This is a genomic window from Halobacillus litoralis (genome assembly GCF_020524085.2).
Lineage (GTDB): Bacteria > Bacillota > Bacilli > Bacillales > Halobacillaceae > Halobacillus > Halobacillus litoralis_E.
Window position 1 is genome coordinate 3,599,454 of record NZ_CP129016.1, and the last position, 22,693, is coordinate 3,622,146.

The following is a 22,693-nucleotide window of genomic DNA, read 5'->3' on the forward strand; positions in this document are numbered from 1 at the left end:
ATGTCAATCTTTTAATCAGGAAAACTTTTGCTTGCTTTACGGTCAGCATCATGTAAAATGGATATATTCATAGATACAAAGGGAGTGCGTGGAATGAAGAGACACTCAGCCTTGATCATAGTCATCCTGCTTCTTAGTTTCTCTTTGCCGTTCACGTACGGCGAGCACCACAGCGGCTATTTCAAAGGCGACGTCCAGGAAAGCACTCTGCTTGAAACCGCACCCTCAAACGATGTCCAAACAGACAAAGCATTTGTCATTCCGGCTTTTTTCGTTTACTTGTTGATCGTACATTTATGTACAAAAGTAACATCAACATCCAGGAGGGCCTTTCGCAAGTTTCTGTTTCTGAACCCTGTGTTCTATCAATCCAATTATGTGATCTAATACCTTTGATGTTGCTCCAAACAGACAACAATCAAAGGAGGTTTCACCTATGTTATGGTTTAGAATGATTATGATTGGTATGTTCTCGTTGACAGCATTGTCACTTTTGTCTTATCAGGGAACAGAGATCTATCAGGCTTTCCTCGAGTTTTTCAGTAAAAGGTAATTTCTGCCCCATACGCTGTTTCAAGCGTATGGGGTTTTTTATAGTGTAATTTCCAGTTGAATATCTCTAGGTTCGCGAAAATAAATGGATGAGTTCAGTTCCTGAGCCGGCACACATCCCATTTTTTGATAAAATTCCTGAGTTTCGACAGAGGGATGGGCACCTATATACAATTTCTCCGCTCCCGATGCCTTAGCAACCTGTCCAGCTTTCTGAAAGAGCAGCCTCCCTATACCAGTTCCCCGGACCTCCCGGCTCACGTGTATGTACGATAATTCCCTGTACGTGGACTTTTCACCAAAAGTATCTGGCTCAATGACAGCGAATCCGTGGACGTGTCGCTCCTTCAAAGCTGCTATGACTGCTCCGCCATTTTTCACCACCAACCGAAAGTGATGGACGATCGTCCGTTTGTTTTCTACAGTCCAATCTTCTTCAAACCCGTTGCTTTCTTCGTTTAGTGTGTCTGCTTGAAACACCATTACGCGGTCCGTTTTTTGATATCGATCAAAAGAATCAAGCATGTGGTTATCAAGGTCGACTGCTTTCAATTGAAAGATGTTCATTTCTTTCCTCCAATCTTTACGTCAAAAAGGAGCCCCTTAATGGCGGCCCCATTGCTCTTATTTGTAAAGAAGATTCAATCGTTCTTCCTCTTCTTTTTTATCATGATACTCATAAAATCCTACCCCGTTGCCCCAAGGATCTTCAAAAGTCCCCCATTTAACTGGGACCTCTTCACGCGTATGGATGTCAAATGGATCCATGCTTAATACTTCTACCAGATGATCTCTTGTCGCTTCAAGATCTGTAACGCCAATACGGAAAGGTCCACTGTTTTTGGACGGCGTTCCCTCCGCCAGCTGGAGCCAGAACCCAGGGATGATCTCCCACTCAACAAAACCTTCATGAGGGATGAAATCAGGCTTCTTTCCCAGCAGTTTCTCATACCATTGCTGCCCTTCTACAAGATCAGGGACACGGATTTGATTGGTTACTTCGAATAACACGAGCGTTCCTCCTTAGTATTCAGCTTTTGTAATAGTTGCGGGAGTTCGGTCAAATGAAGGATGGAATGGGAGGCTGTTGACTCTTCCTCTTTGTTAGCCTTTTTCCAAATGGCTTCCATCCCCATTTTCACTGCTGCTTGTACATCATTTTCCATATGATCCCCAACATACACACACGCTCCGGGTGGCTGATTCATCCGTTCCATCGCTCGTTCAAAAATCGTCGGATCAGGTTTTTTCACCCCTTCGATCTCTGAGATGAGGATGGTTTTGAAAAAAGAATGAATGCCTAAAGCCTGGATATTGTCCATTTGGAATCGGCCATTCCCATTTGTTATGAGACCCAGATGGTATTTGTTAGCGATTAACTGTAGCAATACTTCCTTCAGGCCCTGGAAAGGAATACAATAATGTTTGAAAGAGTCATGATAATCTCGATAAAGCTCTTCCTCCATGCCTTGCCCTAAAGCCAGTTCATGTGCAAGTTGTTGATAAACTTGATCCTTAGGCCGGTACCCATGCTCATCCAGTTCTGTAAACCTTGAAGTGAAAGCTTCTCTTGATACGGAGTTGAGAGATTTCTCATATCGATAGAATTGATGGCTAATAAAATGCTCAACCGAAGCATCGCGATCCAAAAGCGTCCGGTCCAAGTCGAAAATGACAGCTTCAATCATATTCGATGCCCTTCGTCTCTCGCTTTTCGATAGCCATAAAAAGAGCAATTTTCTTCTACATGAAAACCACAAGACTCATAGAAGGAGAAGTTCTCTTTCGATGTATGTGCAAACCAATCCCCATGGGGCAGTTTTTCCATACATAAAGAAACCAGCTTATGAGCAACTCCTTTGCCACGATACGGTTCCGAAACAACCAGGGCCATGATTGTGGCCATCATAATCTGGTCGGAAACGACTCGGACCATCCCTACCATGTCTTCCTGATCCCAAACCGTAAACGCCCACGTCGAGTTCTCAAAGATTAGTGAAAATTTTTCTTCCTGCCACACAGGACCTCCTTGAGACCAACCAGCCTCTTCAAACAACTGTTTTACTGATTTCCTGATACTCCCTTTGTCCCTTCCCGAATCGTCAATCCATGGAAATACTGATACATCCCTTAATACTCCGGATATGTGTGTTGCAAGAAACTCACAGATTGAAGGATGAGTTTTTTTAGAACCTCTACATCAATGTCATCCACTTTATTGATGTACACACACGCTTTCCCGCTCTTGTGTTTCCCGAATTTCTCAAGAAGTTCTTCCCTTTCTGGATCACCCGTTGCGAAATAAAGGCTGATTTTCGCTTTCCGTGGAGAAAAACCGACAAGTGGGGCATCCCCTTCATGGCCCGTCTTATATTTGTAATGATAAGAACCGAAGCCAATGATGGATGGTCCCCACATTTTGGCTTCATACCCCGTCGTTTCAGTGAAAATATCCAGCAGCCGGTAGGCATCTTCTCTTTTCTTTGAGTGGTCCACTTCTTCAATGAATTCAATCACGCTTCGATCGTTCTGCTTTGTTTTTTGTTCATAAGCCACCTCTCCCACTCCTTTCCACCCTGTTCTTTACTAGTTCCACTTTCTCCTCTCCATTTCCTTTTAAAACAAAAAGAAAAAAGAGGCCCCCACAACGGAACCTCCTTTCCTTCATCAGCTGACAACTTTTAAATTCGGTTTTTGACCCACGTGCTCTCCACCCATATCTTCTGTGATACGCTGGACGTCCTGAACCATTTTTGTCATCCTCTGTGCTTCCATGGCCATTTTATTAACACGTTCCACCTGTTGTTTCGAGAGGTGTAAAATGTTTTGGTTCTGGCCTTTTCCTTCTTTAGTAAACTCCAGCAAACTTTCAAAGGAATGGGAGAATAGATCGACTGTGGATAAAAGCTGTTGGCTGGAAGCACTGATCTCATCCGTCTGCTTTTCAACCTCTTCTGACTGCTCCAGGATACCTTTGAAATTCCCTTTCAATTGAGAAACATGATCAAGGCTTGTTTTCATCTTCAATCTTCCTTCGCTAGCATGGTTACTTGCTTTCGTCACGTGTTCCCCAATCGCCTCAACAATTGAAAAAATACGTTCTGTAGCATGACCAGACTGTTCCGCCAGATTCTGCACTTCTTGAGCAACAACACTGAACCCTTTCCCATGTTCACCTGCTCTCGCCGCTTCAATCGAAGCATTCAATGCCAGCAATTTGGTGCGGTCAGTGATCGAGGCTATCTCCTTTGTCAGTTGACTGATGTTATGAGAATACGTTTGTAAGGATTGAATGGTTTCACTTGTTTCCGTGAAGCTGTATTCTGTGGAATGAAGATGGCTTGAGATCTTAGAAAGAGAGACCTTACCATCTTGAGTCGCTGTTGATGTGTGCTTCGCCTGTTCAGATACAACCTCAATGCTTTTCGAAATCTGTGCCACAGCGGCTTGTATATCCGCTAAATTCAACGCATGCTTCTCTGCCTGTTGTACCTGCTCCTCAGCGTTCTGTCCTCGCCTTTGCATCAATCCTTCCATTTCATCAAACGATTGTGAAGACTGACGTGATGTTTGATTAATGACATCCGTGGTATTTTCTAAAGATTTTCCAACAGATTGCAATTGAGCGAGAAGCTGGTCCGCTTCCGCTTGTTTCTTATTAGAATGCTCGGTTAACTCTTTTATGTGCGCATTCTTTTGTAAAATTTGATAGGAGGTCCCGGCACTCGTCAAAACTAAATAAACGGCATGAAGAGAGAACATGAACCATGAGTAATTATCCGTCCCATAAAAGAAATCCATTCCCCAAAACATGGCAACGAAATGAAACAAGGCAAAAAGAAGCGTCATCAACCCTATGATTTCCGTCCGATCATAAAAGGCAATCAATGCAATAACAAGAAATATAGAAAAATGATAAACAACCATGCCTTCTCCATTCGTAATCATCCCTATGCTGATAAAAGTGAACAATAGGCTCATTAGCCAGGGAATCGCAACGTGATTACGTTTTTTCAGGTAAACGAAGAATGTCGTACCATATAAAACAAATGGGATCAGCAGATATGTATATAAATAAGAAGTATAACTCTTAAAATCATTTCCATTCCAGTTCAGTTGTAAATTTCTGTGAGTCAGATGGATCACTAGGATCAACAATAAGCCAACAGCTCCAAACATAAGCATCGTCCGATTCTTTTTCTTTTCCAAACAAACCACCTCAAAAGATAAGACTTAAGATTAATATTCATCGAGAATAAGATGAAATTTCGAATTCAAACCTTTTCCCGCTCTAATATATATCCCTCGTCAAAAAAAATAAACCTCCTGAATGTGGAGGTTTATCATGAACCATGGAGCTCTTCATAAATTTCAGTCACCCAGAAGTGTCGTGGGAAAATGAATAATGTCCAATATTCTTGCCATTTAGGCTTATCATACTCTTGTTTTTCCTCAGGGGGTGTCGTTTTTTCCTTCACCTTTTCCATCTGCTCAGAGTAGATCTCCTCCCCATCTGAATTGGTTATAGAGAGCATCCCTGATTCATCCATGTCCGTGTTCACAGAATCCCCTTTTAGGTGAGTGTAAGAAATTTCTTTTGGCAGTTGGTAGTCTTCGTCTACGTTTGGAAGCTCTTCCTCAGGCTTTAAGACAGATGTTTGATAGTGTTCAAATCCATAGTCCAGCAGTTTCTTCGTATCTTCATAGGATAAATCTTTGGTGCTGCTCTTCATTGTAATGACAACCACGTCCATATTTTCACGGCTCGCACTTGTAGCCAACGTAAAGCCAGATTGAGGAACATACCCTGTCTTTCCACCAGTCACACCTTCATACGGGTCTTCCCTCATAAAACGGTGATGCGTGTATAACGTAGCATCCCACTTTTCCCCATCCCAATCTAGAGTCTCCAACCCATAAATCTCGTTGAACGTCTCATTTTCTTGTGCATATTTGGTTATATCAGCCAAGTCTTTCGCTGTTGTCCTATGCTCTGAGTCGAACAAACCATGCGGGTTCTGGAATTCCGTCTGCTCTACCCCGGCTTTTTCTTCAAGGTATGCATTCAAATCTTTTGAGAACTGCTCGACACTCCCACTCAAATGCTCGGCAATCGCGACACCAGCATCATTCCCGGAGTTCAAGAGCAGCCCTTGAATGAGTTGCTTTAAAGTCGCTTCGTCTCCTTCTTCAAGAAAAACACTGGAACCTCCTGTATTATAAGCTTTTTCACTAACCGTCACAGTATCATTAAGGTCCCCATTTTCAATAGCGTAGATCGCTGTTGCAATCTTCGTCAAACTGGCCGGATACATGCTCTTCTCTGCATTCTTCTCATATAAAACTTTTCCCGTATTCGCTTCGAGAACTATTGCCGCTTCACTATTAATCGATGGAGTATCAAGTTTGGACTCTGCCATCGTTATGTTTGGATTTATACTAATAGTGGTAAATAAAGCTATAATGATTACCATAAGTTTCTTCATTTAATGATGACTCCCTGTACACAGTTATTGATTTAACTAAATCCGTTCTGTTTTTAACCATGTATCAGTATATACATAATTGTCGCAATTTGAAGAAAACCCACGAATTCTTAAATAAATTGTAATCCCTTTGTAAATTACCTGGCTATTTCCTGAATATTTTCCAACAGTTGTTACTTCAAGTGTATGGCAAGTTTGTGGGGGACGATATTCAGAAATGCTTTTCGAGATTGGCTGCTTTATTGCATCAAGCAGAAGAAGTGTGTTCCCAGATCGGGAGCTGTAAGTAAACAAAAGAGGGGCTCTATCAGAGCCCCTCTTTTTTAATCATAGAGAACGTTGCAGAATGTCTAAAACTGTTTCACGGTTCATTTCTTTATACGTCCCCACGCCTGGTTTAATGAATGTTTTCTCAATAATATCATCAAATGCTTCATCTTTAATATCATAGTCTTGAAGAGTGCTTGGTGCTCCAAGAGAGTTCCAGAAGTGGCGCAGGGCCTTTGCTCCTTCTCGCGCAACTTCCACATCTGTCTTCCCTGCAGGATCGATGTCGAAAACGTTGGTTGCCAACTTCTTCACTCGGCTCGGATCATCTTCCAATACATGCTCAAGCCAGTTCGGGAACAGAATGGCAAGTCCCCCGCCGTGTGGGATATCATAGATGGCGGATACTGCATGTTCGATACGGTGAGTAGCCCAGTCCCCTCCATCTGTCCCATTCATCAAGGTTCCATTGAATGCGGTAGTACTTAAGTACATCATCGTCTCCCTATGTTCATAGGATTGCAGATCCGCTATCAACTTCGGTCCCGTTTGAATAGCCGTCCGTAAAAGGGACTCGATGAACCCATCAATCATGGGCGTGTTTTCCGTCCGATGGAAGTAGTGTTCCAATGCATGGGACATGCTGTCGACGATTCCGTAAACGGTCTGGTTTTCAGGTACAGAGAACGTGTAAGTTGGATCCAGGACCGAGAATGACGGGTACACATGAGGGGACCCCCAACCAAGTTTGTCCTTCGTTTCCCAGTTTGTAATAACGGAAACTGCATTCATCTCAGACCCTGTGGCTGCAAGCGTCAAAACTGTACCAATGGGCAGGGCCCTTTCAATTGGAGACTCTTGTGTAATTAACTCCCAAGCATCCGCATCACTCGCTGCCCCTGCGGCAATAGCTTTTGTACAATCGATGACACTCCCGCCTCCAACAGCAAGCAAAAAGTCGATCCCTTCTTTCTTACAGATATCGACACCTCTACGGACTGTTGTCAGTCGAGGATTCGGCTCCACACCGGATAGTTCATAAACGGACGCTTCAAGTTTCTCTAATTGTTTCATCACATCATCGTAAACACCGTTCCGCTTAATGCTTCCCCCACCATAAACGACAAGCACTTTTGATCCTTGACCTATTTCGTTTGGAAGCTGTTTGATTTGTCCCTCACCAAAATAGAGTTTTGTAGGATTATATTGTAAAAAATTATTCATCGTTCCACCTCACCTTTCTTATAGCTTTTCTATTGTATCATTCCGAAATAAAAGCAGGTAACGGTGATTATTGATAGTACTCATCTAAATGTTTGATTTCCTACTTTATCAAGAGGTTCCTTATACTATAGAAGGAAAGGGGTCTAATGGAATAGAAGTGCTTCCTGATAAGGATCAGTTTTAAATGGAAGAAACGGGGAATATTCTTCTTAACATATAAAAAGGAGTTTTTACTCATATGTCACTCTTTATCGAAGTGGATCATGATTACCATATCGACTTATTCGTAGAAGATATCGGAGAAGGACGGCCGATTGTATTCCTTCATGGATGGCCTCTAAACCATGAAATGTTCGAATATCAAATGAACGAACTCCCTCAAAAAGGCTACCGCTTCATAGGCATCGACCTGCGGGGGTTCGGTAGATCAGACAAGCCGGCTTTCGGCTATGATTACGATACACTTGCCCACGATGTGAAAACCGTTGTCGAGTATCTTCAACTTGAAAACTTCTATTTAGCTGGATTTTCCATGGGCGGACCGATTGCGATTCGCTATGCGACGAAATTTGCAAACAAAGAATTTGCGCAGTTGATTCTGGCAGGCCCGGCCGCTCCAAGTTTCACTCAAAGAGATGGCTACACCCACGGCATGAAGAAAGAAGAAGTGGACGGATTGATTGATTCCCTCAAAAATGACCGCCCAGCTGCATTGAAAGACTTCGGTGAAGGATTCTACCATTCGGATATCTCAAAACCTTTTGGAGAATGGTTTCACAGCCTTGCCCTTAAAGCATCGGCTCACGCCACTATCGCTTGCGCAGCATCGTTAAGAGATGAAGATTTACGGGATGAGGTGGGTCAAATAGATGTACCTACCCTCTTACTTCACGGCAAACATGATGAGATCTGTGAATATGCATTTTCCGAGATATTGAACGAGAAGATCCCAAACAGCACACTCGTACCGTTTGAAAGCAGCGGCCACGGAATGGTTTATGATGAAAAAGAAAAATTCAATCAAGTGATGCTTGATTTATTGAAGTAATAGAAAAGGAGAGCCCGGCTTCGAATGCCGGCTCTCCTTTTTTAATATGTACACGAAAGCCTCTTCCCATCTCTACTAATCTCGATTGTTTAGGAGAGGATCAAAACTTTGAAGATGATCATAAAACTTCCAAAGTCGCTAATATATATCCTAAAGGTCTAATAAAAGTCCTAAAGTCACGAATAGGTTCCCAGGATACGATTAATGATACAGAAATAGCGTCGAAATAACTGATAAGTACTCAAAACCGACTTCCAATAAAAATGCCAGGAAGAGTTCAAACACTCCTCCTGGCTGTCATCTTAAGCGATGACCACTTTCTTCGGATTAGCTAGCTTCTGGATCAGCGGCAATCGGGATAGGTCCATGTTTCCTCCACTCAAGACAACTCCGCATTGCTGTTGTTCAAACGTGTCACACGTACTAAGAAGACCGGCAAGCGCAGTTGCTCCTGCTCCTTCGACCAACGTTTTTTCACGTTCGAGCAGCATCAGCATGGCTTTTGCGATTTCATGTTCTTCCACCGTGATCACTTGATCCACGTATTTTTGGATACACGTGTAAGTGAGTTTTCCTCTTTCCTTCACGGCAATTCCGTCAGCAATCGTAGAGACGGATGTCAGTTTTTCAGGTCCTTTTTTGTACAGAGCATTGTACATGGACGGGGCTTTTGCGGATTGGACACCGATGACTTTGATGTCCGGCTTCAGCTGTTTAGCTGCGAACGCAATGCCTGCGATCAGCCCGCCTCCCCCGATTGGAACGAACAGACGGTTTAGATCCGGCTGCTGCTGCAGCATTTCAACGGCGACCGTCGCTTGTCCTGCCATGACATCATAATCGTCGAAAGGATGAAGAAAAGTGGCACCCGTTCTTTCCTGTTCAAGCAAAGCGGCCTGGTAAGCTTCATGGAAGGACTCGCCGGTAAGAACGACCTTCGCTCCGTACCCTTGCGTCGCTTCCACTTTCGCTCTCGGTGTACCTTCCGGCATAAAAATCTGCGCCTGGATGCCCCGTTTCGCTGCAGCAAGAGCGACGCCTTGGGCATGGTTCCCTGCAGATGCTGCAATGACACCGCGGGACGCTTCGACTTCTGTTAGACAGGCAACCTTATAGGACGCCCCCCGTACTTTGAAAGCACCTGTTTTTTGCTGATTCTCCATCTTCAAGTAGACGTGCTGCCCGGTTTTCTCATTGAAGGTTGTTGATGTTTGCAGCGGGGTGCGGTGCACCACCTCCTGCAACTGTTCCTGTGCATCCATTACTTTAGCTAGCGTTAAGAAATCCCCAACGTCTTCACTCCTTTGTTTTGTTTTTCGTACCGGTCGATTTTGTCTTCATACGTCAAAGTGACAGCAATCTCATCCCAGCCATTCATTAGCATTTCTTTGTGGTAGGACTGGATGTCAAAGGACACTTCAAGGTCACCGTCATCAATGATCTGTTTTTCCAAATCGACCTTCACTTCATACTTCTCTTTCGTCGCCTTTTCCATCAGCTGATCTACAACCGGCTTCGGCAACTGAATCGGGAGGATTCCGTTTTTGAAGCAGTTGTTGTAGAAAATGTCGGCGAAACTCGGGGCGATGACCACTTTAAATCCATAGTCCTGAATCGCCCATGGTGCGTGTTCTCTGGAGGAACCGCACCCGAAGTTTTCACCGCCGACAAGAACAGAAGCACCATCATACTTCGGGTCATTCAAAGAGAAATCTTCCCGTAGTGTTCCATCCTCATTAAATCGCCAGTTGTAGAAGAGGAACTGGCCGAACCCCTGTCGTTCAATCCTTTTCAAAAATTGCTTAGGAATGATCTGGTCGGTATCGACATTCGATCGATCCAATGGGTAGACCAGACCACGATGTTGTTTGATCGGTTCCATCTCTTCACCCTCCTACCGTACTGGCGTATTTTCTGACATCGACAAAATGCCCTTCCAACGCTGCCGCTGCTGCCATTTCCGGACTCACGAGATGGGTACGGGCACCATTTCCCTGGCGCCCCTCGAAGTTCCGATTGGAAGTGGAAGCACAGCGTTCACCAGGTGGGACGATATCATCATTCATAGCTAGGCACATGCTGCAACCGGCATCGCGCCATTCAAAACCTGCGGTCAAGAAAATCGTATCCAAACCTTCCGCTTCTGCTGCATCTTTTACAGATTTGGAACCAGGAACGACAAGAGCTCTCACTCCTTCGTGAACGCGGCCGCCACGAACAATTTCCGCCGCTTTGCGCAAATCGCTTAACCTGGAGTTTGTGCACGAACCGATAAACACGTGCTCGACAGGAATGGATTCGATACTCTGGTTCGCCTCAAGTCCCATATATTCGATGGCCCGCTCGATGCCGTCCCGATCTTCTTCTACCAATTCAGGATCGGGAACACGACCACCGACAGGAACACATTGGGAAGGATTCGTTCCCCATGTCACCTGGGGTTCAATCTCATCCGCATGAATCTTAAGCGTCTGGTCATATTCAGCCCCTTCATCGGAGGCTAATGCGAGCCACTGTTCAGCTACTTCGTCAAAATCTTTTCCTTCCGGCACATAGCGTTTGCCTCGCATGTAATCAATTGTCGTTGCATCAGGACTGATCAATCCGGCTCTTGCTCCTGCTTCGATCGACATGTTGCATACCGTCATGCGTTCCTCCATTGAAAGGTTGCGAACAGCTTCACCGGTGTACTCGATCACATGACCTGTACCAAAGCGAACCCCATATTTTCCAATGATCGCAAGAATTAAATCCTTCGCTGTGACGCCTGTTCCAAGCACCCCATCAACGTTGACTTGAAGGGTTTTTGGAGGTGCCTGCCACAAGGATTGGGTCGCGAGCACGTGCTCCACCTCACTTGTTCCGATTCCAAATGCCAATGCCCCGAAAGCTCCGTGTGTGGAGGTATGGCTATCCCCACAGACTATTGTTTTTCCCGGCTGGGTCAGACCAAGTTCCGGTCCGATTACATGGACAATCCCTTGATCTGGGTGATTAATGTCTGCCAGGCGAACGCCGAACTCTTCACAGTTGGCTTTCAATGTTTCCATCTGCTTTTTGGAAACTTCATCTTTGATGACATTCCGGTGGATCGTTGGTACGTTATGATCCATCGTCGCAAACGTACGATCTGGTCTTCTCACTTTCCTTCCGGCCAACCGCAATCCTTCAAACGCCTGGGGAGAGGTCACCTCATGAATCAGATGCAAGTCGATGTAGAGGAGGTTCGGTTTCCCTTCTTCTTCATGGACGACATGCTGATCCCAAATTTTTTCTACAATGGTTTTTGGATGACTCATTCCGTTCCGCTCCCTTCGTGTTTATACGTAACAACGCATGATATTTTCTGTCGTATCACTTGTGGTGATTTGATCGACTACTTTTCGTGCCAATTCACTGCCACTGACGACGGTACCTCCTACGAGATTGATGTCTGCCGTGTGGTACCCTTCGTTCAACACTTCCTGTACAGCCGCTTCCACTTGTTCTGCTTCTTCTTCCATGCCGAAAGAATGCTTCAGCATCATCGCAACAGATAGGATACTAGCGAGAGGATTCGCTTTATTCTCTCCTGCGATATCAGGGGCAGACCCATGGACCGGCTCGAAAAGGCCGACGCCCGTTTCTTTTAAACTGGCAGATGGCAACATACCGAGCGACCCTGTCAGTACAGAAGCTTCATCGCTCAAGATGTCCCCGAACATGTTCTCTGTGACGATGACATCAAAGTATGCCGGATTCGTCACAAGTTTCATCGCGGCGGCATCCACAAGCATATGTTCAACCCTTACATCTGGATACTGCGCTTTTTTCTCCTCCACGACTTCCCTCCACATGCGGCTCGACTCGAGGACATTCGCTTTATCGACAGATGTGAGATGCTTCCTCCGCACCTGAGCGCTTTGGAAAGCCTGTTCTACGATCCTTTCAATCTCCCGCCGTTCGTATGCCAACGTATCGACGACGGCTTTACCATTGTTACGTCGTTCTCTCGGTTCTCCAAAGTACAACCCACCGGTCAGCTCACGGACGATCAACAGATCACTTTCCGCGACGACCTCCTGCTTTAAAGGCGATGCATGGAGCAACTGTTGAAACGCTTTGACAGGACGGAGATTCGCAAACAACTCGAGTTCTTTGCGGATCCCGAGCAGTCCTTTTTCCGGCCTCATATGACCGGGAAGCTGATCCCATTTCGGTCCACCGACCGCTCCCAGGAAAATGGCATCCGCTTTCCTTGCTGCTTCGACCGTATCCTCCGGAAGGGGCGTTTCGTGATTGTCGATCGCCACTCCTCCGATGTCATGAGTCTCAAAAGTGAAGGTGTGCTGAAAGCGGTCCGCTACCGACTGCAACACGTTTTTAGCAGCTTTTGTCACTTCTGGACCAATCCCGTCTCCTGGCAAAAGTACGATATGTTTTTCCATGTGCATCCCCCTTTAGTTATATTTGCACCTTTTGATAATTCTCCATTTTACTTCTATATAATGTGCGGTTTACTGCGTTTAAGAAGGCGTGAGCCGATGCTTCCAGAACATCCTGCGCAGAGCCACGGCCAGATGCTTTGATTCCATCGACGGTCAATTGAACGTGGACCTCTGCTAAAGCGTCGCGCCCTTTACCGATGGAACTCAATTGATAGTCCTGCAGGTGAACATCGGCATCAATCAAATCATCCAGCGTGTTGTAGATTGCTTCGACGCTTCCTTCTCCCGTATTGGCCTTCTCGACTTCTTCTCCATCCGGACGTGTCAAAAGAACAGTTGCTGTCGGACGATTGATGCTTCCATATTGAACTTGGAAGGCTTTCAACTCGTATTTAGGCTGATCTTCGTTTTCCGTCTGCGTATCTGTCAAAATGGCGAAGAGATCGTCATCTGTCACTTCTTTCTTCTTGCCTGTCAGTGTCTTAAATGATTCAAAAGCTTCCTTCAGCTTGTTTTCAGTAAGATCAAACCCGAGTTCTTCTGCTTTCTGTTTGAACGCATGCCTTCCGGAGTGTTTTCCTAACACCATTCGATTGGAATCGATGCCAACCATCGCTGGGGTGATAATTTCGTATGTCGTGGCCTCCTTCAACACGCCGTCCTGGTGGATCCCGGATTCATGGGCAAAAGCGTTACGTCCAACAACGGCTTTGTTGCCTGGCACCTGCATCCCTGTCAGGCGGCTGACGAGATCACTGGTGCGCTTGATTTCTTTCAGGACAAGGCCTGTTTCAAAATCAAAACGATCTTGGCGGATTTTCAATGCGACAGCGATTTCTTCAAGCGCTGCATTTCCGGCACGCTCGCCGATTCCATTGATCGTCCCTTCAATTTGTCTCGCTCCATTTTCAATCGCAGCCAGGGGAGTTGCTTACGGCCATTCCCAAATCATCGTGATTGTGTGTAGACAAGATTGCCTTGTCAATGTTCGGTACGTTCTCTCTTACATATCGGAAAAGCCGTCCAATTTCGTCAGGTGTGGTGAATCCGACCGTATCTGGAAGGTTGATGACACTCGCACCAGCGTCGATCACCTTTTCGATAATATGGACGAGAAAGTCTTGATCGGATCGAAGCGCATCTTCCGCTGAAAACTGAACATGTGGAAACTTCTCTTTCGCATACGCGACCATTTCCACCGCTTTTTGGACGACTTCATCCGGTGTCTTTTTCAGTTTATGTGTCATATGGATCGGGGAGGTCGCGATGAAAACATGAAGCCTCGGCTCCGCTCCGCCTTTCAATGCTTCCCATGCAATGTCGATGTCACGTTTGTTTGCTCGCGCTAAGCCAGTTACCGAACAACCACGGACGGTATCAGCAATCTCTTTGACTGCTTCGAAATCAGCTTGAGAGGAAGCAGGAAATCCCGCCTCCATAATATCTACACCTAAACGTTCCAGCTGTTTGGCAATTTCCACTTTTTCCAAACGATCCAAATTGACACCAGCGGATTGTTCTCCGTCTCTCAAGGTTGTATCGAAAACGTTAACGTGAGCCATGTGTGACCACATCCTTTTCTTTGGATTGGGACTTCTTAACGAACGGCATTAGTTCACGGAGCTCTCTACCCACCTTCTCGATTTGATGATTGTTTTCACGCGCATTGATGGCATTGAATTCTGGACGATTCACCTGGTTCTCAAGGATCCAGCCTTTGGCGAACTTCCCTGTCTGGATATCTGTCAACACGTCTTTCATACGGGCTTTCGTACTTTCATCAACAACACGTGGACCTGATACGAAGTCACCCCACTGTGCTGTATCAGAGATGGAATAACGCATACCTTCAAGACCGCCTTCGTACATCAAATCAACGATCAATTTGAGCTCGTGCATACATTCGAAGTAGGCGACTTCCGGCTGATAGCCAGCTTCAGTCAATGTTTCAAAACCAGCTTTCACAAGGCTTGAAAGTCCACCGCAAAGGACGGCCTGTTCACCGAATAGATCAGTTTCCGTTTCTTCATGGAAGGATGTTTCAAGCACTCCTGCACGGCCCCCGCCGATTCCTTTCGCATAGGCGAGCGCGATTTCTTTCGCTTCCCCAGTAACGTCCTGTTCGACACCGATCAGTGCCGGTACACCTGCCCCTTCTTCAAACGTACGACGGACAAGGTGCCCTGGTCCTTTAGGAGCCACAAGGAAAACATCGACATCTGATGGAGGAACAACTTGATTAAAGTGGACGTTGAATCCGTGCGCGAAAGCAAGTGCTGCTCCGGACTTCAAATTCGGTTTGATGGACTCTTCATACACTCTCGGCTGATATTCATCAGGAAGAAGAACCATGACTACATCAGATTCTGCTACAGCATCGGCAACACTTTTCACTTCCAGTCCGTCTTGTTCCGCTTTATCCCATGACTTTCCTTTACGAAGACCCACAACGACGTTATGACCACTTTCCTTCAAGTTTTGAGCGTGTGCATGACCTTGAGATCCATAGCCTACAACAGCGACTTTTTTATTTTTTAGTACCTCATCTTTAATATCGTTGTGATAATATACGTGTGCCATTTGTACATCCATCCTTTCGGGAAATTATTTTAATAGAGAGTAAGATTTGAATTCTGCTACTTGCGGCTGATGACCGCGGGTGAATGCGGTTAAGCCCGTTCTGGCTAGTTCTTTTATGCCATAAGGCCTTAATAGATCGATGAGCGCATCGACTTTATCAGATTTACCTGTCACTTGAACCGTAACGCTTTCTTTACTGACATCAATGATTGATGCACGGAACGGTTCGATGATGCCCTGGATTTCACTGCGGATCTGTGGGTTGCTGATCACCTTCACCATCGCAAGTTCCCTGGCGACAATCGCTTTGTCTGTGATGTCTGATACTTTCAGCACATCGATTTGTTTGTTCAGCTGTTTGGTCAGCTGCTCGAGCTTGCGGTCATCTTCAACTTCCACAACGAACGTCATTTTCGAGACGCCTTCGGTCTCCGTACGCCCGACAGAAATGCTTTCAATGTTGAATTGCCTTTTGGCAAGTAATCCTGTTACCCGGTTCAGCACACCGCTTCGATTATGAACGGTTGCTGTGACGATTCGCTTCATCGTTTCACCCCAATCATTTCATGTAGTCCTTTTCCTGGTGCGATCATCGGATAGACGTTCTCTTTTTGAAGGACACGGCAATCGATGACCGCCGGCTGATCATCTCCCAGTACTTTCGGCAGGACTTCCAAGAGTTCTTCCTGTGTTTCGATCTTATAGCTAGGGACTTGGTAGCTTTCTGCTAGTTTTACAAAGTCCGGCTGAACATCGATGATCGATTCTGAGTATCTCTCACTATAAAACTTCTCCTGCCACTGTCTTACCATGCCTAACGCCTGATTGTTGACGATCAGGACTTTGACCGGCAGTCTCCGTTCCTGGAGAACAGATAGTTCCTGAAGCGTCATTTGAAAACCACCGTCACCGACAACAGCGACACATGTGGAATCCATGTCGGCCAGCTGTGCTCCGATTGCTGCTGGGAACCCATAGCCCATCGTTCCTAGGCCGCCTGAGGTGACCCAGCGGTTCGGCCGATCAAATTGATAGTATTGGGCCGCCCACATTTGATGCTGTCCGACATCTGTCGTAACAACTGCTTCTCCACCGGTATATTCATAAACTTTCTGCATGAGCCACTGAGGAACGATGAGTTCATCCGGCTGATCATGCCAGAGTGGATAATCAATTTTGTTTTGGCTGATCGCATCCATCCACCCTTTATGGTGCAGCCCCTTCACAGTTTTTGCGTTCAAAGCTTCCAGTGCTGCTTTGGCATCCGATACGATCGGAATGTGCGTTGGAATATTTTTTCCGATTTCAGCAGGGTCGATATCGATATGGGCGACTGTCGCGTTTGGTGCAAAATGCTTCAAGTTTCCTGTCAGTCTGTCATCAAAGCGAGAACCGATATTGATCAGCAGGTCGCATTCGTAAAGAGCTGTATTTGCTGAATACGTCCCATGCATTCCAGCCATTCCGAGGGACAAATCACAGGTGCCCGGGTAACTGCCAAGTCCTAGAAGCGTTGTCGTAACCGGCAGTTGGTAACTTTGGACGAATGTTTTTAACTCTTCCGAAGCACCTGCATGAATGACACCAGATCCTGCGAGTACCACCGGTTTTTTCGCTTCCACTAGTGCGTCATGCAATTTACTGACTTGAAGTGGATTCGGTTTGACGGTCGGCTGGTAACCGGGTAAGTGGAATTCGCTCTTCACTTCCTTTGCGTGAACTGTAGAACTGATGTCTTTCGGAATATCCACAACGACCGGTCCTGGTCTGCCTGTCGTTGCGATATGAAAGGCTTCATTCACAATTCTCGGCAGGTCCTCGATTTCCTGAACTTGATAATTATGCTTGGTAATAGGCGTCGTGATGCCCATGATGTCTGATTCCTGGAACGCATCGGTTCCAATGACACCTTTGGCAACCTGCCCTGTAAATATCACGAGGGGAATAGAATCCATCATCGCGTCCGCAATACCCGTAACTAAGTTTGTTGCTCCTGGACCAGACGTCCCGATGACGACCCCGGCCTTTCCGGAAACCCTCGCATATCCTTCCGCTGCGTGAATCGCTCCTTGTTCATGTCTTGGAAGAATGTGATCAAAGCTGCCTTCAGCCCTGTAAATCGCATCATAAATCGGTAAAACCGCGCCACCTGGATATCCGAATAACGTTTTGACACCTTGACCGATTAAAGCTTCCACTAGCAAATCGGCTCCTGTCTTCGTCGCGGTCTGTTGTTCCGCACTTGCCTGTGCCTTCATTTTTCATCCCTCCTGTGTTGAACGTATCTTTTTGAAAAGTGGATATTGATTGTGATGCCTTTCCGCTTCGAACCTTTCGCCTTTCGAACAAAAAAGAGACCTTCTTCCTCCTCAAATTCCTGCAACACAACAACAGTGTTGTAAGAATGTGAGGGGTGAAAAGGTCTCTCTTTACTTCCACGGTACCACCCTCATTTGTGAAGCTCTCAAAACAAGCTCCACCTCATGGGATTCATCATGAACCCCTTTTGATAACAGGTGTGGTGAAACACCTGGTCCCGCCTACTAGATAAACGTTCAGCGTGGACACTCAAGGATGATGTCAGAATAAGATGTATTTCCGGGCTTCCAGCAACCCCGGCTCTCTGGGAATACATGCACTTATTCCTTTATTCCTTTCATCGTGTTCGTGTGATTTATTTTTCAAATGCCTCAACTCTGCTCGGCGTTTCTCTACTAACTCACGTTCGCTTGATCTTTGCTGTACACTTTGTATCCGTCGGTTGTCGTTACTTTTCTGAATTCTGAAAGCAAGTGGTTTGTGACAACCCCTGGTTTCCCATCTCCAACTTTTCGCTGATCGACTTCTACGACAGCGATCACTTCTGCTGCTGTGCCTGTCAAAAACACTTCATCCGCGACGTAAACATCGTGTCTTGTAAATGGCTGCTCCTTGACTTTGTAGCCTTTATCTTCAGCTAAATCGATGATGGCGTTACGGGTGATTCCTTCTAATGCACCTAAATATGTCGGCGGTGTAAGGATGGTTCCATTCTTCACGATAAAGATGTTGTCGGCGGAACCCTCCGTCACATAGCCTTGATCATTCAGCATGAGAGCTTCATCTACGCCTGCCTGATTGGCTTCCATTTTCACGAGAATGTTGTTTAAGTAATTCAACGATTTCACTTGGGGCGGTAACACGTCCGGTCGATTCCTTCTGCTTGAAACAGAGGCAAGGCGGACCCCGCGTTCATATAATTCTTTCGGGAACAAAGCGAGTGCTTCAGCAATGACAACCAAACGAGGATTTGCACAGCTGGCTGGGTCCAGACCCAGGTTGCCGGCGCCTCTGGAAACGACGACGCGGATATAAGCGGTTTCCAACTGGTTACGGCGGACCGTTTCCGCAATAATCTCTTCGAGTTCCTCCTTGCTATGTGGGATCTCAAGCATGATCGACTTCGCTGAATCATAGAGACGGTTCAAGTGTTCATCGAGCTTAAAGATGTTTCCTTCGTAAACACGAATTCCTTCGAACACCCCATCTCCATATAAGAAACCGTGATCATAAACGGAAACAACGGCTTCTTCTTTCTTCACGTATTCACCGCTCATATAAATCCATTGGCTGCTCATTTTCAGCACTCCTTTCTTTTATAGTTTAATGTTTGAAATGATTAAAGAATGATAAAGAAAATGTGGACCCTTCTGGTAAGTGGTGATCTTACATTTTCAGGGTCCCAATCTCAGGTCTTTCCCATGAACCAACCAGACGATTGAAGTCATCGATGTGGTTGATTGAGGACTACTTTAAACCCATTTCGTGGGAAGGTCAACAGGTTTTCAGCAAATTTTCTGAACACTCAAAAGATTCAATGAATAGGTTAAGCGCTTACACCGTTGAGAGGCTTGACATCCCGTTTCATTTTCACCTTTCTTTTTTTCTTTTTTATCTCAAATGAGCGTGGATTCAGCTTGAAAACACTCGATCAATCAGGGACGATTATTCGCAATGATTCTTCAATAAAACCACTTTTCTGTACTTGGGAGTTTCAAATATACAATCATGGACATTCGCCCTGCCTTCGAAGCCTGTCCCTTCATACTGTGTCGTATAGGATTAAAAAAGGTGGTGAAAGATATGGGCTGGTATGGTGGCTGCGGCGGATACGGCGGCGGATACGGAAGCACTTTCGTTTTGATCGTTGTATTGTTCATCCTTTTGATTATCGTAGGAGCTTCTTTCTATAACTAAAAAACCTTTTCGTGTGAATCACCTTTACCCGTTATAAGTGGTTTACACAGACGCGGAAGGTATAATAACCACCTTCCGCTGATTAGGTGTGCATAAAAAAAGAACCAGAGGTCTTCACCACCTTCTGGTTCATTGTTCGTTATCTTTGCAATTGAAAGAATTCGAGAGATAAATTGTTTTCTCAATATAGGTTTGGTTATAATAGACAGCGAGACATATTCTCTACAACTTCTACCTGTAGAATGTCTCCCTCTTTCAATACCAGAGCGTACACGCTCTGGCTTTTTTATGCAAACGAATGTTTATTATATCAAAATAATGAGCACACTCTTTTTTATGGGCCGGTTTCATCATGTTTTTCATCGCCGCACACCGGCCTGTCTAATAATGTCATTTTGAAAACAGTAAAGATCTGTAATGGAAAAATGCATAAAGAAGCGAGTCGCCTATGTAAGATAGCCGGTTCGCTTCTTTTTAGCTGTGAAGGCTTTTCGAATTCGTAATTTCTCAGTATTAATTTTCCAGAGCACTCTCTCTTTGATACTCCAAGTTGATGAAAATTTGCTGCAACTCCGGCAAAGTCATCTCAATCGTCCTTTTTCCAAAGGCATCCTCTGTGTAACCTAAATCCCTCAATTGATCGATCAAATGGTATCTTTCTTGATATGAACCTTCGGGGGGATAAACTGACATGAGCATCCAATCAACTCCTGCACAAAGATTATTTTATTAGTTCTTTCTACTCTCATACCCCTTATTCCTCTTTTAAATCACATAAAATTATCTAAATTATCTGATTTCAACAAAAAATTACATAGATGGACCTCTAAAAAACCAACAGAACACCAATTTCTAATAAGTTCTTTTATTTTATTAAAATTTGTTAAGACCTAATTTTACATAAGCTCCTTTTACTTGAAGACTCAGTTTCGAGACATTTGTTGAGTGGATGGGGGAATAGGGGGATGATTCGCTTTCCGCGGTAGTCCGAGGAAGGTCGGCACTCCCCTACAGGAAAGTGTACAAATGCAGAATCGTCCTGGTAGACACGACTGTCATAAGCAGAACAGCAACGGAATGTGCTCTTTCATTCCTTTACTGTTCTGCTTGTGTCGCGAGGGTCTTGGCGATGCAGCTGGACGAGTAGCTTCCCAGCCCCCCTGAAGCTCAACCCATGGAACGAACCCCGAAAACATCTTGAAACCAAGAGCAATGAAGAATAAGACAAATAAAAAAACGCCCATGGGATGGGCGTTTCTTTTTTATATGTTGCCGAAGAACTTCTCCGCTTTTTCTAGATACGGCTCTTCCTCGGGCATCAGCTCATACTCTTCGACAATCGCATCTACCGGACAAACCGATACACACGCGCCGCAGTCTATACAAATATCAGGATTGATGTAGTACTGGTCTTCCCCTTTTTCAATGCAGTCGACAGGACAAACGTCGACGCACTCTCCGGCTTGCTCGCCTTGGCAAGGTTGTGTAATAACAAATGCCATATGTATCTCTCCCTATTTCCTTATTATGATTAGTGTCTCGAAAAGCAAGGGGTTTTGTCAATCTTTGTACTTTTTATTTTATCACATACCACAGCCAGATGGTTATAGAGAGAACGCCCCCGTAGTACGTTTGCCAAAGGAAACAGCGACTAGTAGAATAAAGATAGCAATTAAGAGGCTGGGACTAAGATGAAAACGCACGAAATCTGAATGGAGAATTTGGATTTCTGCGTTTTTTTTATCCTGTCTCCATTCTATTGTTAGAAAAGGAAGGAGGGATGTCCATGTCCTCATGGATACGACCTTTTCGTGGTCTCATCGTATTGCTGGTTTTATCCATTTCAATACTTACCGGTTGTACCGAAACCCAGCCAGTAGAAGAAGAGTCTGAAAGTCAAACCGAACAATCACAAAATTCCGAACCAAGTGCTTCCTTGGAAAAAGAGGAGGAAACACCTCTAGAAGAGGAATCAATGGCATCTGACGAAGGAAAACAGCCCGGAGATGTTGATGCCACGGTTACAAATGTCGTGGACGGAGACACCATTGACATTAAGATCAAAGGCAGAGAAGAACGTGTCCGTTTGTTACTTGTCGACACGCCCGAAACCGTTCATCCAAACAAGCCCGTCCAGCCCTTTGGACCTGAGGCAAGTGACTTTGCAAAAGAGAAGTTGTCAGGAAAAGAAATTCGTTTCGAATATGACGGCCCAAAGCGTGATCATTATGACCGACTTCTTGGCTATGTTTGGGTAAACGGAGAGAATTTCAACCAGCAATTACTGGAAAAAGGACTTGCCCGATATGCATATGAATATGATCCACCCTACGTTCACTCAGCATCTATGAAAAACGCAGAGACTCGTGCCAAACAACAAGAGAAAGGGATTTGGAGCATGGAGGGTTACGCTACTGATGAGGGATTCCAGAGAGGCGAGTCACCAAAAGCGGAGGAAATACCAGCCTCCTCCCCCTATGAAGATCGTCTTCCCTATGATCCTCAAGGACCAGACAGGGACTGTGGTGACTTTTCTTCACAAGAAGTAGCACAAGCCTTTTATGAAGCGGCTGGAGGCCCCGCCCAAGACCCACATCGCCTGGATGGGCACGATCAGGATGGTCTCGTTTGTGAAAGTTTATAATGCAATAAAATGGACGGTCCATGTGAATTATTCTGCCATTTTGGACCGTGGAAGAGGAGCTCCTATGAGGAGGTCCTTTTTCTTTTATTCCTACCGAAGTTCAATTGTCTTAATTTTTGTAATATTATTGTAATTCCTCCATAAACAAGGTAAAATCATGTAAATATAAGGAACTTTTTGATTTAAATGGAGGAAATGGATCCTTTTAAATCAATCCAATTTCATAATA

At 45.2% G+C, this 22,693-nt stretch carries 21 protein-coding genes and 2 pseudogenes; 4 read left to right on the forward strand and 19 right to left on the reverse strand.

Translation table 11 applies throughout. From position 1 onward, the window contains the following. Positions 1-93 precede the first annotated feature (93 nt). A complete protein-coding gene (locus tag LC065_RS18470; RefSeq protein ID WP_226588248.1) occupies positions 94-387 on the forward strand; it encodes a hypothetical protein in 294 nt (97 codons plus the stop codon). 204 nt (positions 388-591) lie between these two features. Here the strand turns inward: LC065_RS18470 and LC065_RS18475 are convergent, their stop codons facing one another. The 8 genes and pseudogenes from LC065_RS18475 to LC065_RS18510 all read right to left on the reverse strand — a co-directional run bounded on the left by LC065_RS18475 (position 592) and on the right by LC065_RS18510 (position 7,529). Continuing rightward, positions 592-1,119, reverse strand: a complete 528-nt coding sequence (locus tag LC065_RS18475) for a GNAT family N-acetyltransferase (protein WP_226588246.1) — start codon at positions 1,117-1,119, stop codon at positions 592-594. Between the two features lie 57 nt (positions 1,120-1,176). Beyond that, positions 1,177-1,563, reverse strand: a complete 387-nt coding sequence (locus LC065_RS18480; RefSeq protein ID WP_226588244.1) for a VOC family protein — start codon at positions 1,561-1,563, stop codon at positions 1,177-1,179. Then, positions 1,548-2,240, reverse strand: a complete 693-nt coding sequence (locus tag LC065_RS18485) for an HAD family hydrolase (protein ID WP_226588242.1) — start codon at positions 2,238-2,240, stop codon at positions 1,548-1,550. The genes LC065_RS18480 and LC065_RS18485 overlap by 16 nt, the downstream gene beginning before the upstream one ends. Beyond that, positions 2,237-2,679 (reverse strand): annotated as a pseudogene (locus LC065_RS18490) (GNAT family N-acetyltransferase). Before LC065_RS18490 ends, LC065_RS18485 begins: the two are co-directional and overlap by 4 nt. A gap of 3 nt (positions 2,680-2,682) precedes the next feature. Beyond that, positions 2,683-3,108: a DUF1801 domain-containing protein gene (locus LC065_RS18495; protein ID WP_226588240.1), complete on the reverse strand. Its 426-nt coding sequence runs from the start codon at positions 3,106-3,108 to the stop codon at positions 2,683-2,685. A gap of 111 nt (positions 3,109-3,219) precedes the next feature. After that, positions 3,220-4,761: a methyl-accepting chemotaxis protein gene (locus LC065_RS18500; protein ID WP_226588238.1), complete on the reverse strand. Its 1,542-nt coding sequence runs from the start codon at positions 4,759-4,761 to the stop codon at positions 3,220-3,222. A 134-nt stretch (positions 4,762-4,895) separates the two neighbouring features. Then, on the reverse strand, positions 4,896-6,038 hold the full coding sequence (locus tag LC065_RS18505; protein ID WP_226588237.1) for a D-alanyl-D-alanine carboxypeptidase family protein: 1,143 nt from the start codon (positions 6,036-6,038) through the stop codon (positions 4,896-4,898). A gap of 327 nt (positions 6,039-6,365) precedes the next feature. Next, complete coding sequence (locus LC065_RS18510; RefSeq protein ID WP_226588235.1) at positions 6,366-7,529, reverse strand: iron-containing alcohol dehydrogenase; 1,164 nt, start codon at positions 7,527-7,529, stop codon at positions 6,366-6,368. A gap of 238 nt (positions 7,530-7,767) precedes the next feature. Here LC065_RS18510 and LC065_RS18515 point away from each other — a divergent pair, with 238 nt between their 5' ends. Then, a complete protein-coding gene (locus LC065_RS18515) occupies positions 7,768-8,577 on the forward strand; it encodes an alpha/beta fold hydrolase (protein ID WP_226588233.1) in 810 nt (269 codons plus the stop codon). A 302-nt stretch (positions 8,578-8,879) separates the two neighbouring features. Here LC065_RS18515 and ilvA read toward each other — a convergent pair whose 3' ends face one another. The 9 genes and pseudogenes from ilvA to ilvE form a co-directional block, all read right to left on the reverse strand. After that, positions 8,880-9,809, reverse strand: a complete 930-nt coding sequence (ilvA, locus tag LC065_RS18520) for a threonine ammonia-lyase (RefSeq protein ID WP_371933369.1) — start codon at positions 9,807-9,809, stop codon at positions 8,880-8,882. 44 nt (positions 9,810-9,853) lie between these two features. Further along, positions 9,854-10,459, reverse strand: a complete 606-nt coding sequence (leuD, locus tag LC065_RS18525; RefSeq protein ID WP_226588231.1) for a 3-isopropylmalate dehydratase small subunit — start codon at positions 10,457-10,459, stop codon at positions 9,854-9,856. Positions 10,460-10,463: 4 nt separating this feature from the next. Then, a complete protein-coding gene (gene leuC, locus LC065_RS18530; protein ID WP_226588228.1) occupies positions 10,464-11,876 on the reverse strand; it encodes a 3-isopropylmalate dehydratase large subunit in 1,413 nt (470 codons plus the stop codon). A 21-nt stretch (positions 11,877-11,897) separates the two neighbouring features. Beyond that, positions 11,898-13,004: a 3-isopropylmalate dehydrogenase gene (gene leuB / locus LC065_RS18535; RefSeq protein ID WP_226588226.1), complete on the reverse strand. Its 1,107-nt coding sequence runs from the start codon at positions 13,002-13,004 to the stop codon at positions 11,898-11,900. Between the two features lie 16 nt (positions 13,005-13,020). Then, a pseudogene (locus LC065_RS18540) lies at positions 13,021-14,566 on the reverse strand (2-isopropylmalate synthase). Beyond that, positions 14,553-15,584: a ketol-acid reductoisomerase gene (ilvC, locus tag LC065_RS18545; protein WP_306163622.1), complete on the reverse strand. Its 1,032-nt coding sequence runs from the start codon at positions 15,582-15,584 to the stop codon at positions 14,553-14,555. Before ilvC ends, LC065_RS18540 begins: the two are co-directional and overlap by 14 nt. A 24-nt stretch (positions 15,585-15,608) precedes the next feature. Beyond that, the gene (gene ilvN, locus LC065_RS18550) at positions 15,609-16,130 is read right to left on the reverse strand and encodes an acetolactate synthase small subunit (RefSeq protein WP_089654003.1); all 522 of its coding nucleotides are present in this window, start codon (positions 16,128-16,130) and stop codon (positions 15,609-15,611) included. Continuing rightward, on the reverse strand, positions 16,127-17,842 hold the full coding sequence (gene ilvB, locus LC065_RS18555; RefSeq protein WP_306163623.1) for a biosynthetic-type acetolactate synthase large subunit: 1,716 nt from the start codon (positions 17,840-17,842) through the stop codon (positions 16,127-16,129). The genes ilvN and ilvB overlap by 4 nt, the downstream gene beginning before the upstream one ends. A 456-nt stretch (positions 17,843-18,298) precedes the next feature. Continuing rightward, positions 18,299-19,201: a branched-chain-amino-acid transaminase gene (gene ilvE / locus LC065_RS18560; RefSeq protein ID WP_226588221.1), complete on the reverse strand. Its 903-nt coding sequence runs from the start codon at positions 19,199-19,201 to the stop codon at positions 18,299-18,301. Positions 19,202-19,706: 505 nt separating this feature from the next. On the opposite strand from ilvE, the gene LC065_RS18565 reads away from it, so the two are divergent. Continuing rightward, positions 19,707-19,820: a YjcZ family sporulation protein gene (locus tag LC065_RS18565; protein ID WP_206946283.1), complete on the forward strand. Its 114-nt coding sequence runs from the start codon at positions 19,707-19,709 to the stop codon at positions 19,818-19,820. A gap of 513 nt (positions 19,821-20,333) precedes the next feature. On the opposite strand, the gene LC065_RS18570 is transcribed toward LC065_RS18565, so the two are convergent. Together LC065_RS18570 and LC065_RS18575 are read right to left on the reverse strand one after the other, a co-directional pair. Beyond that, positions 20,334-20,519 (reverse strand): hypothetical protein, encoded by a 186-nt coding sequence (locus LC065_RS18570; protein ID WP_226588219.1) that lies wholly within the window; start codon positions 20,517-20,519, stop codon positions 20,334-20,336. 563 nt (positions 20,520-21,082) lie between these two features. After that, positions 21,083-21,322: a ferredoxin family protein gene (locus LC065_RS18575; RefSeq protein WP_089653998.1), complete on the reverse strand. Its 240-nt coding sequence runs from the start codon at positions 21,320-21,322 to the stop codon at positions 21,083-21,085. A 284-nt stretch (positions 21,323-21,606) separates the two neighbouring features. Between LC065_RS18575 and LC065_RS18580 the strand changes: the two genes are divergently transcribed. Further along, positions 21,607-22,464 (forward strand): thermonuclease family protein, encoded by an 858-nt coding sequence (locus LC065_RS18580; protein ID WP_226588217.1) that lies wholly within the window; start codon positions 21,607-21,609, stop codon positions 22,462-22,464. Positions 22,465-22,693: the final 229 nt, after the last annotated feature.

Excerpts from the sequence above, each read along its gene's own strand:
- LC065_RS18470 (WP_226588248.1), top strand. The coding sequence starts at position 94 with ATGAAGAGACACTCAGCCTTGATCATAGTCATCCTGCTTCTTAGTTTC.
- LC065_RS18475 (WP_226588246.1), bottom strand. The coding sequence starts at position 1,119 with ATGAACATCTTTCAATTGAAAGCAGTCGACCTTGATAACCACATGCTT.
- LC065_RS18485 (WP_226588242.1), bottom strand. The coding sequence starts at position 2,240 with ATGATTGAAGCTGTCATTTTCGACTTGGACCGGACGCTTTTGGATCGC.
- LC065_RS18505 (WP_226588237.1), bottom strand. The coding sequence starts at position 6,038 with ATGAAGAAACTTATGGTAATCATTATAGCTTTATTTACCACTATTAGT.
- LC065_RS18510 (WP_226588235.1), bottom strand. The coding sequence starts at position 7,529 with ATGAATAATTTTTTACAATATAATCCTACAAAACTCTATTTTGGTGAG.
- LC065_RS18515 (WP_226588233.1), top strand. The coding sequence starts at position 7,768 with ATGTCACTCTTTATCGAAGTGGATCATGATTACCATATCGACTTATTC.
- leuD (WP_226588231.1), bottom strand. The coding sequence starts at position 10,459 with ATGGAACCGATCAAACAACATCGTGGTCTGGTCTACCCATTGGATCGA.
- leuC (WP_226588228.1), bottom strand. The coding sequence starts at position 11,876 with ATGAGTCATCCAAAAACCATTGTAGAAAAAATTTGGGATCAGCATGTC.
- leuB (WP_226588226.1), bottom strand. The coding sequence starts at position 13,004 with ATGGAAAAACATATCGTACTTTTGCCAGGAGACGGGATTGGTCCAGAA.
- ilvC (WP_306163622.1), bottom strand. The coding sequence starts at position 15,584 with ATGGCACACGTATATTATCACAACGATATTAAAGATGAGGTACTAAAA.
- ilvN (WP_089654003.1), bottom strand. The coding sequence starts at position 16,130 with ATGAAGCGAATCGTCACAGCAACCGTTCATAATCGAAGCGGTGTGCTG.
- ilvB (WP_306163623.1), bottom strand. The coding sequence starts at position 17,842 with ATGAAGGCACAGGCAAGTGCGGAACAACAGACCGCGACGAAGACAGGA.
- ilvE (WP_226588221.1), bottom strand. The coding sequence starts at position 19,201 with ATGAGCAGCCAATGGATTTATATGAGCGGTGAATACGTGAAGAAAGAA.
- LC065_RS18565 (WP_206946283.1), top strand. The coding sequence starts at position 19,707 with ATGGGCTGGTATGGTGGCTGCGGCGGATACGGCGGCGGATACGGAAGC.
- LC065_RS18570 (WP_226588219.1), bottom strand. The coding sequence starts at position 20,519 with ATGCTCATGTCAGTTTATCCCCCCGAAGGTTCATATCAAGAAAGATAC.
- LC065_RS18575 (WP_089653998.1), bottom strand. The coding sequence starts at position 21,322 with ATGGCATTTGTTATTACACAACCTTGCCAAGGCGAGCAAGCCGGAGAG.
- LC065_RS18580 (WP_226588217.1), top strand. The coding sequence starts at position 21,607 with ATGTCCTCATGGATACGACCTTTTCGTGGTCTCATCGTATTGCTGGTT.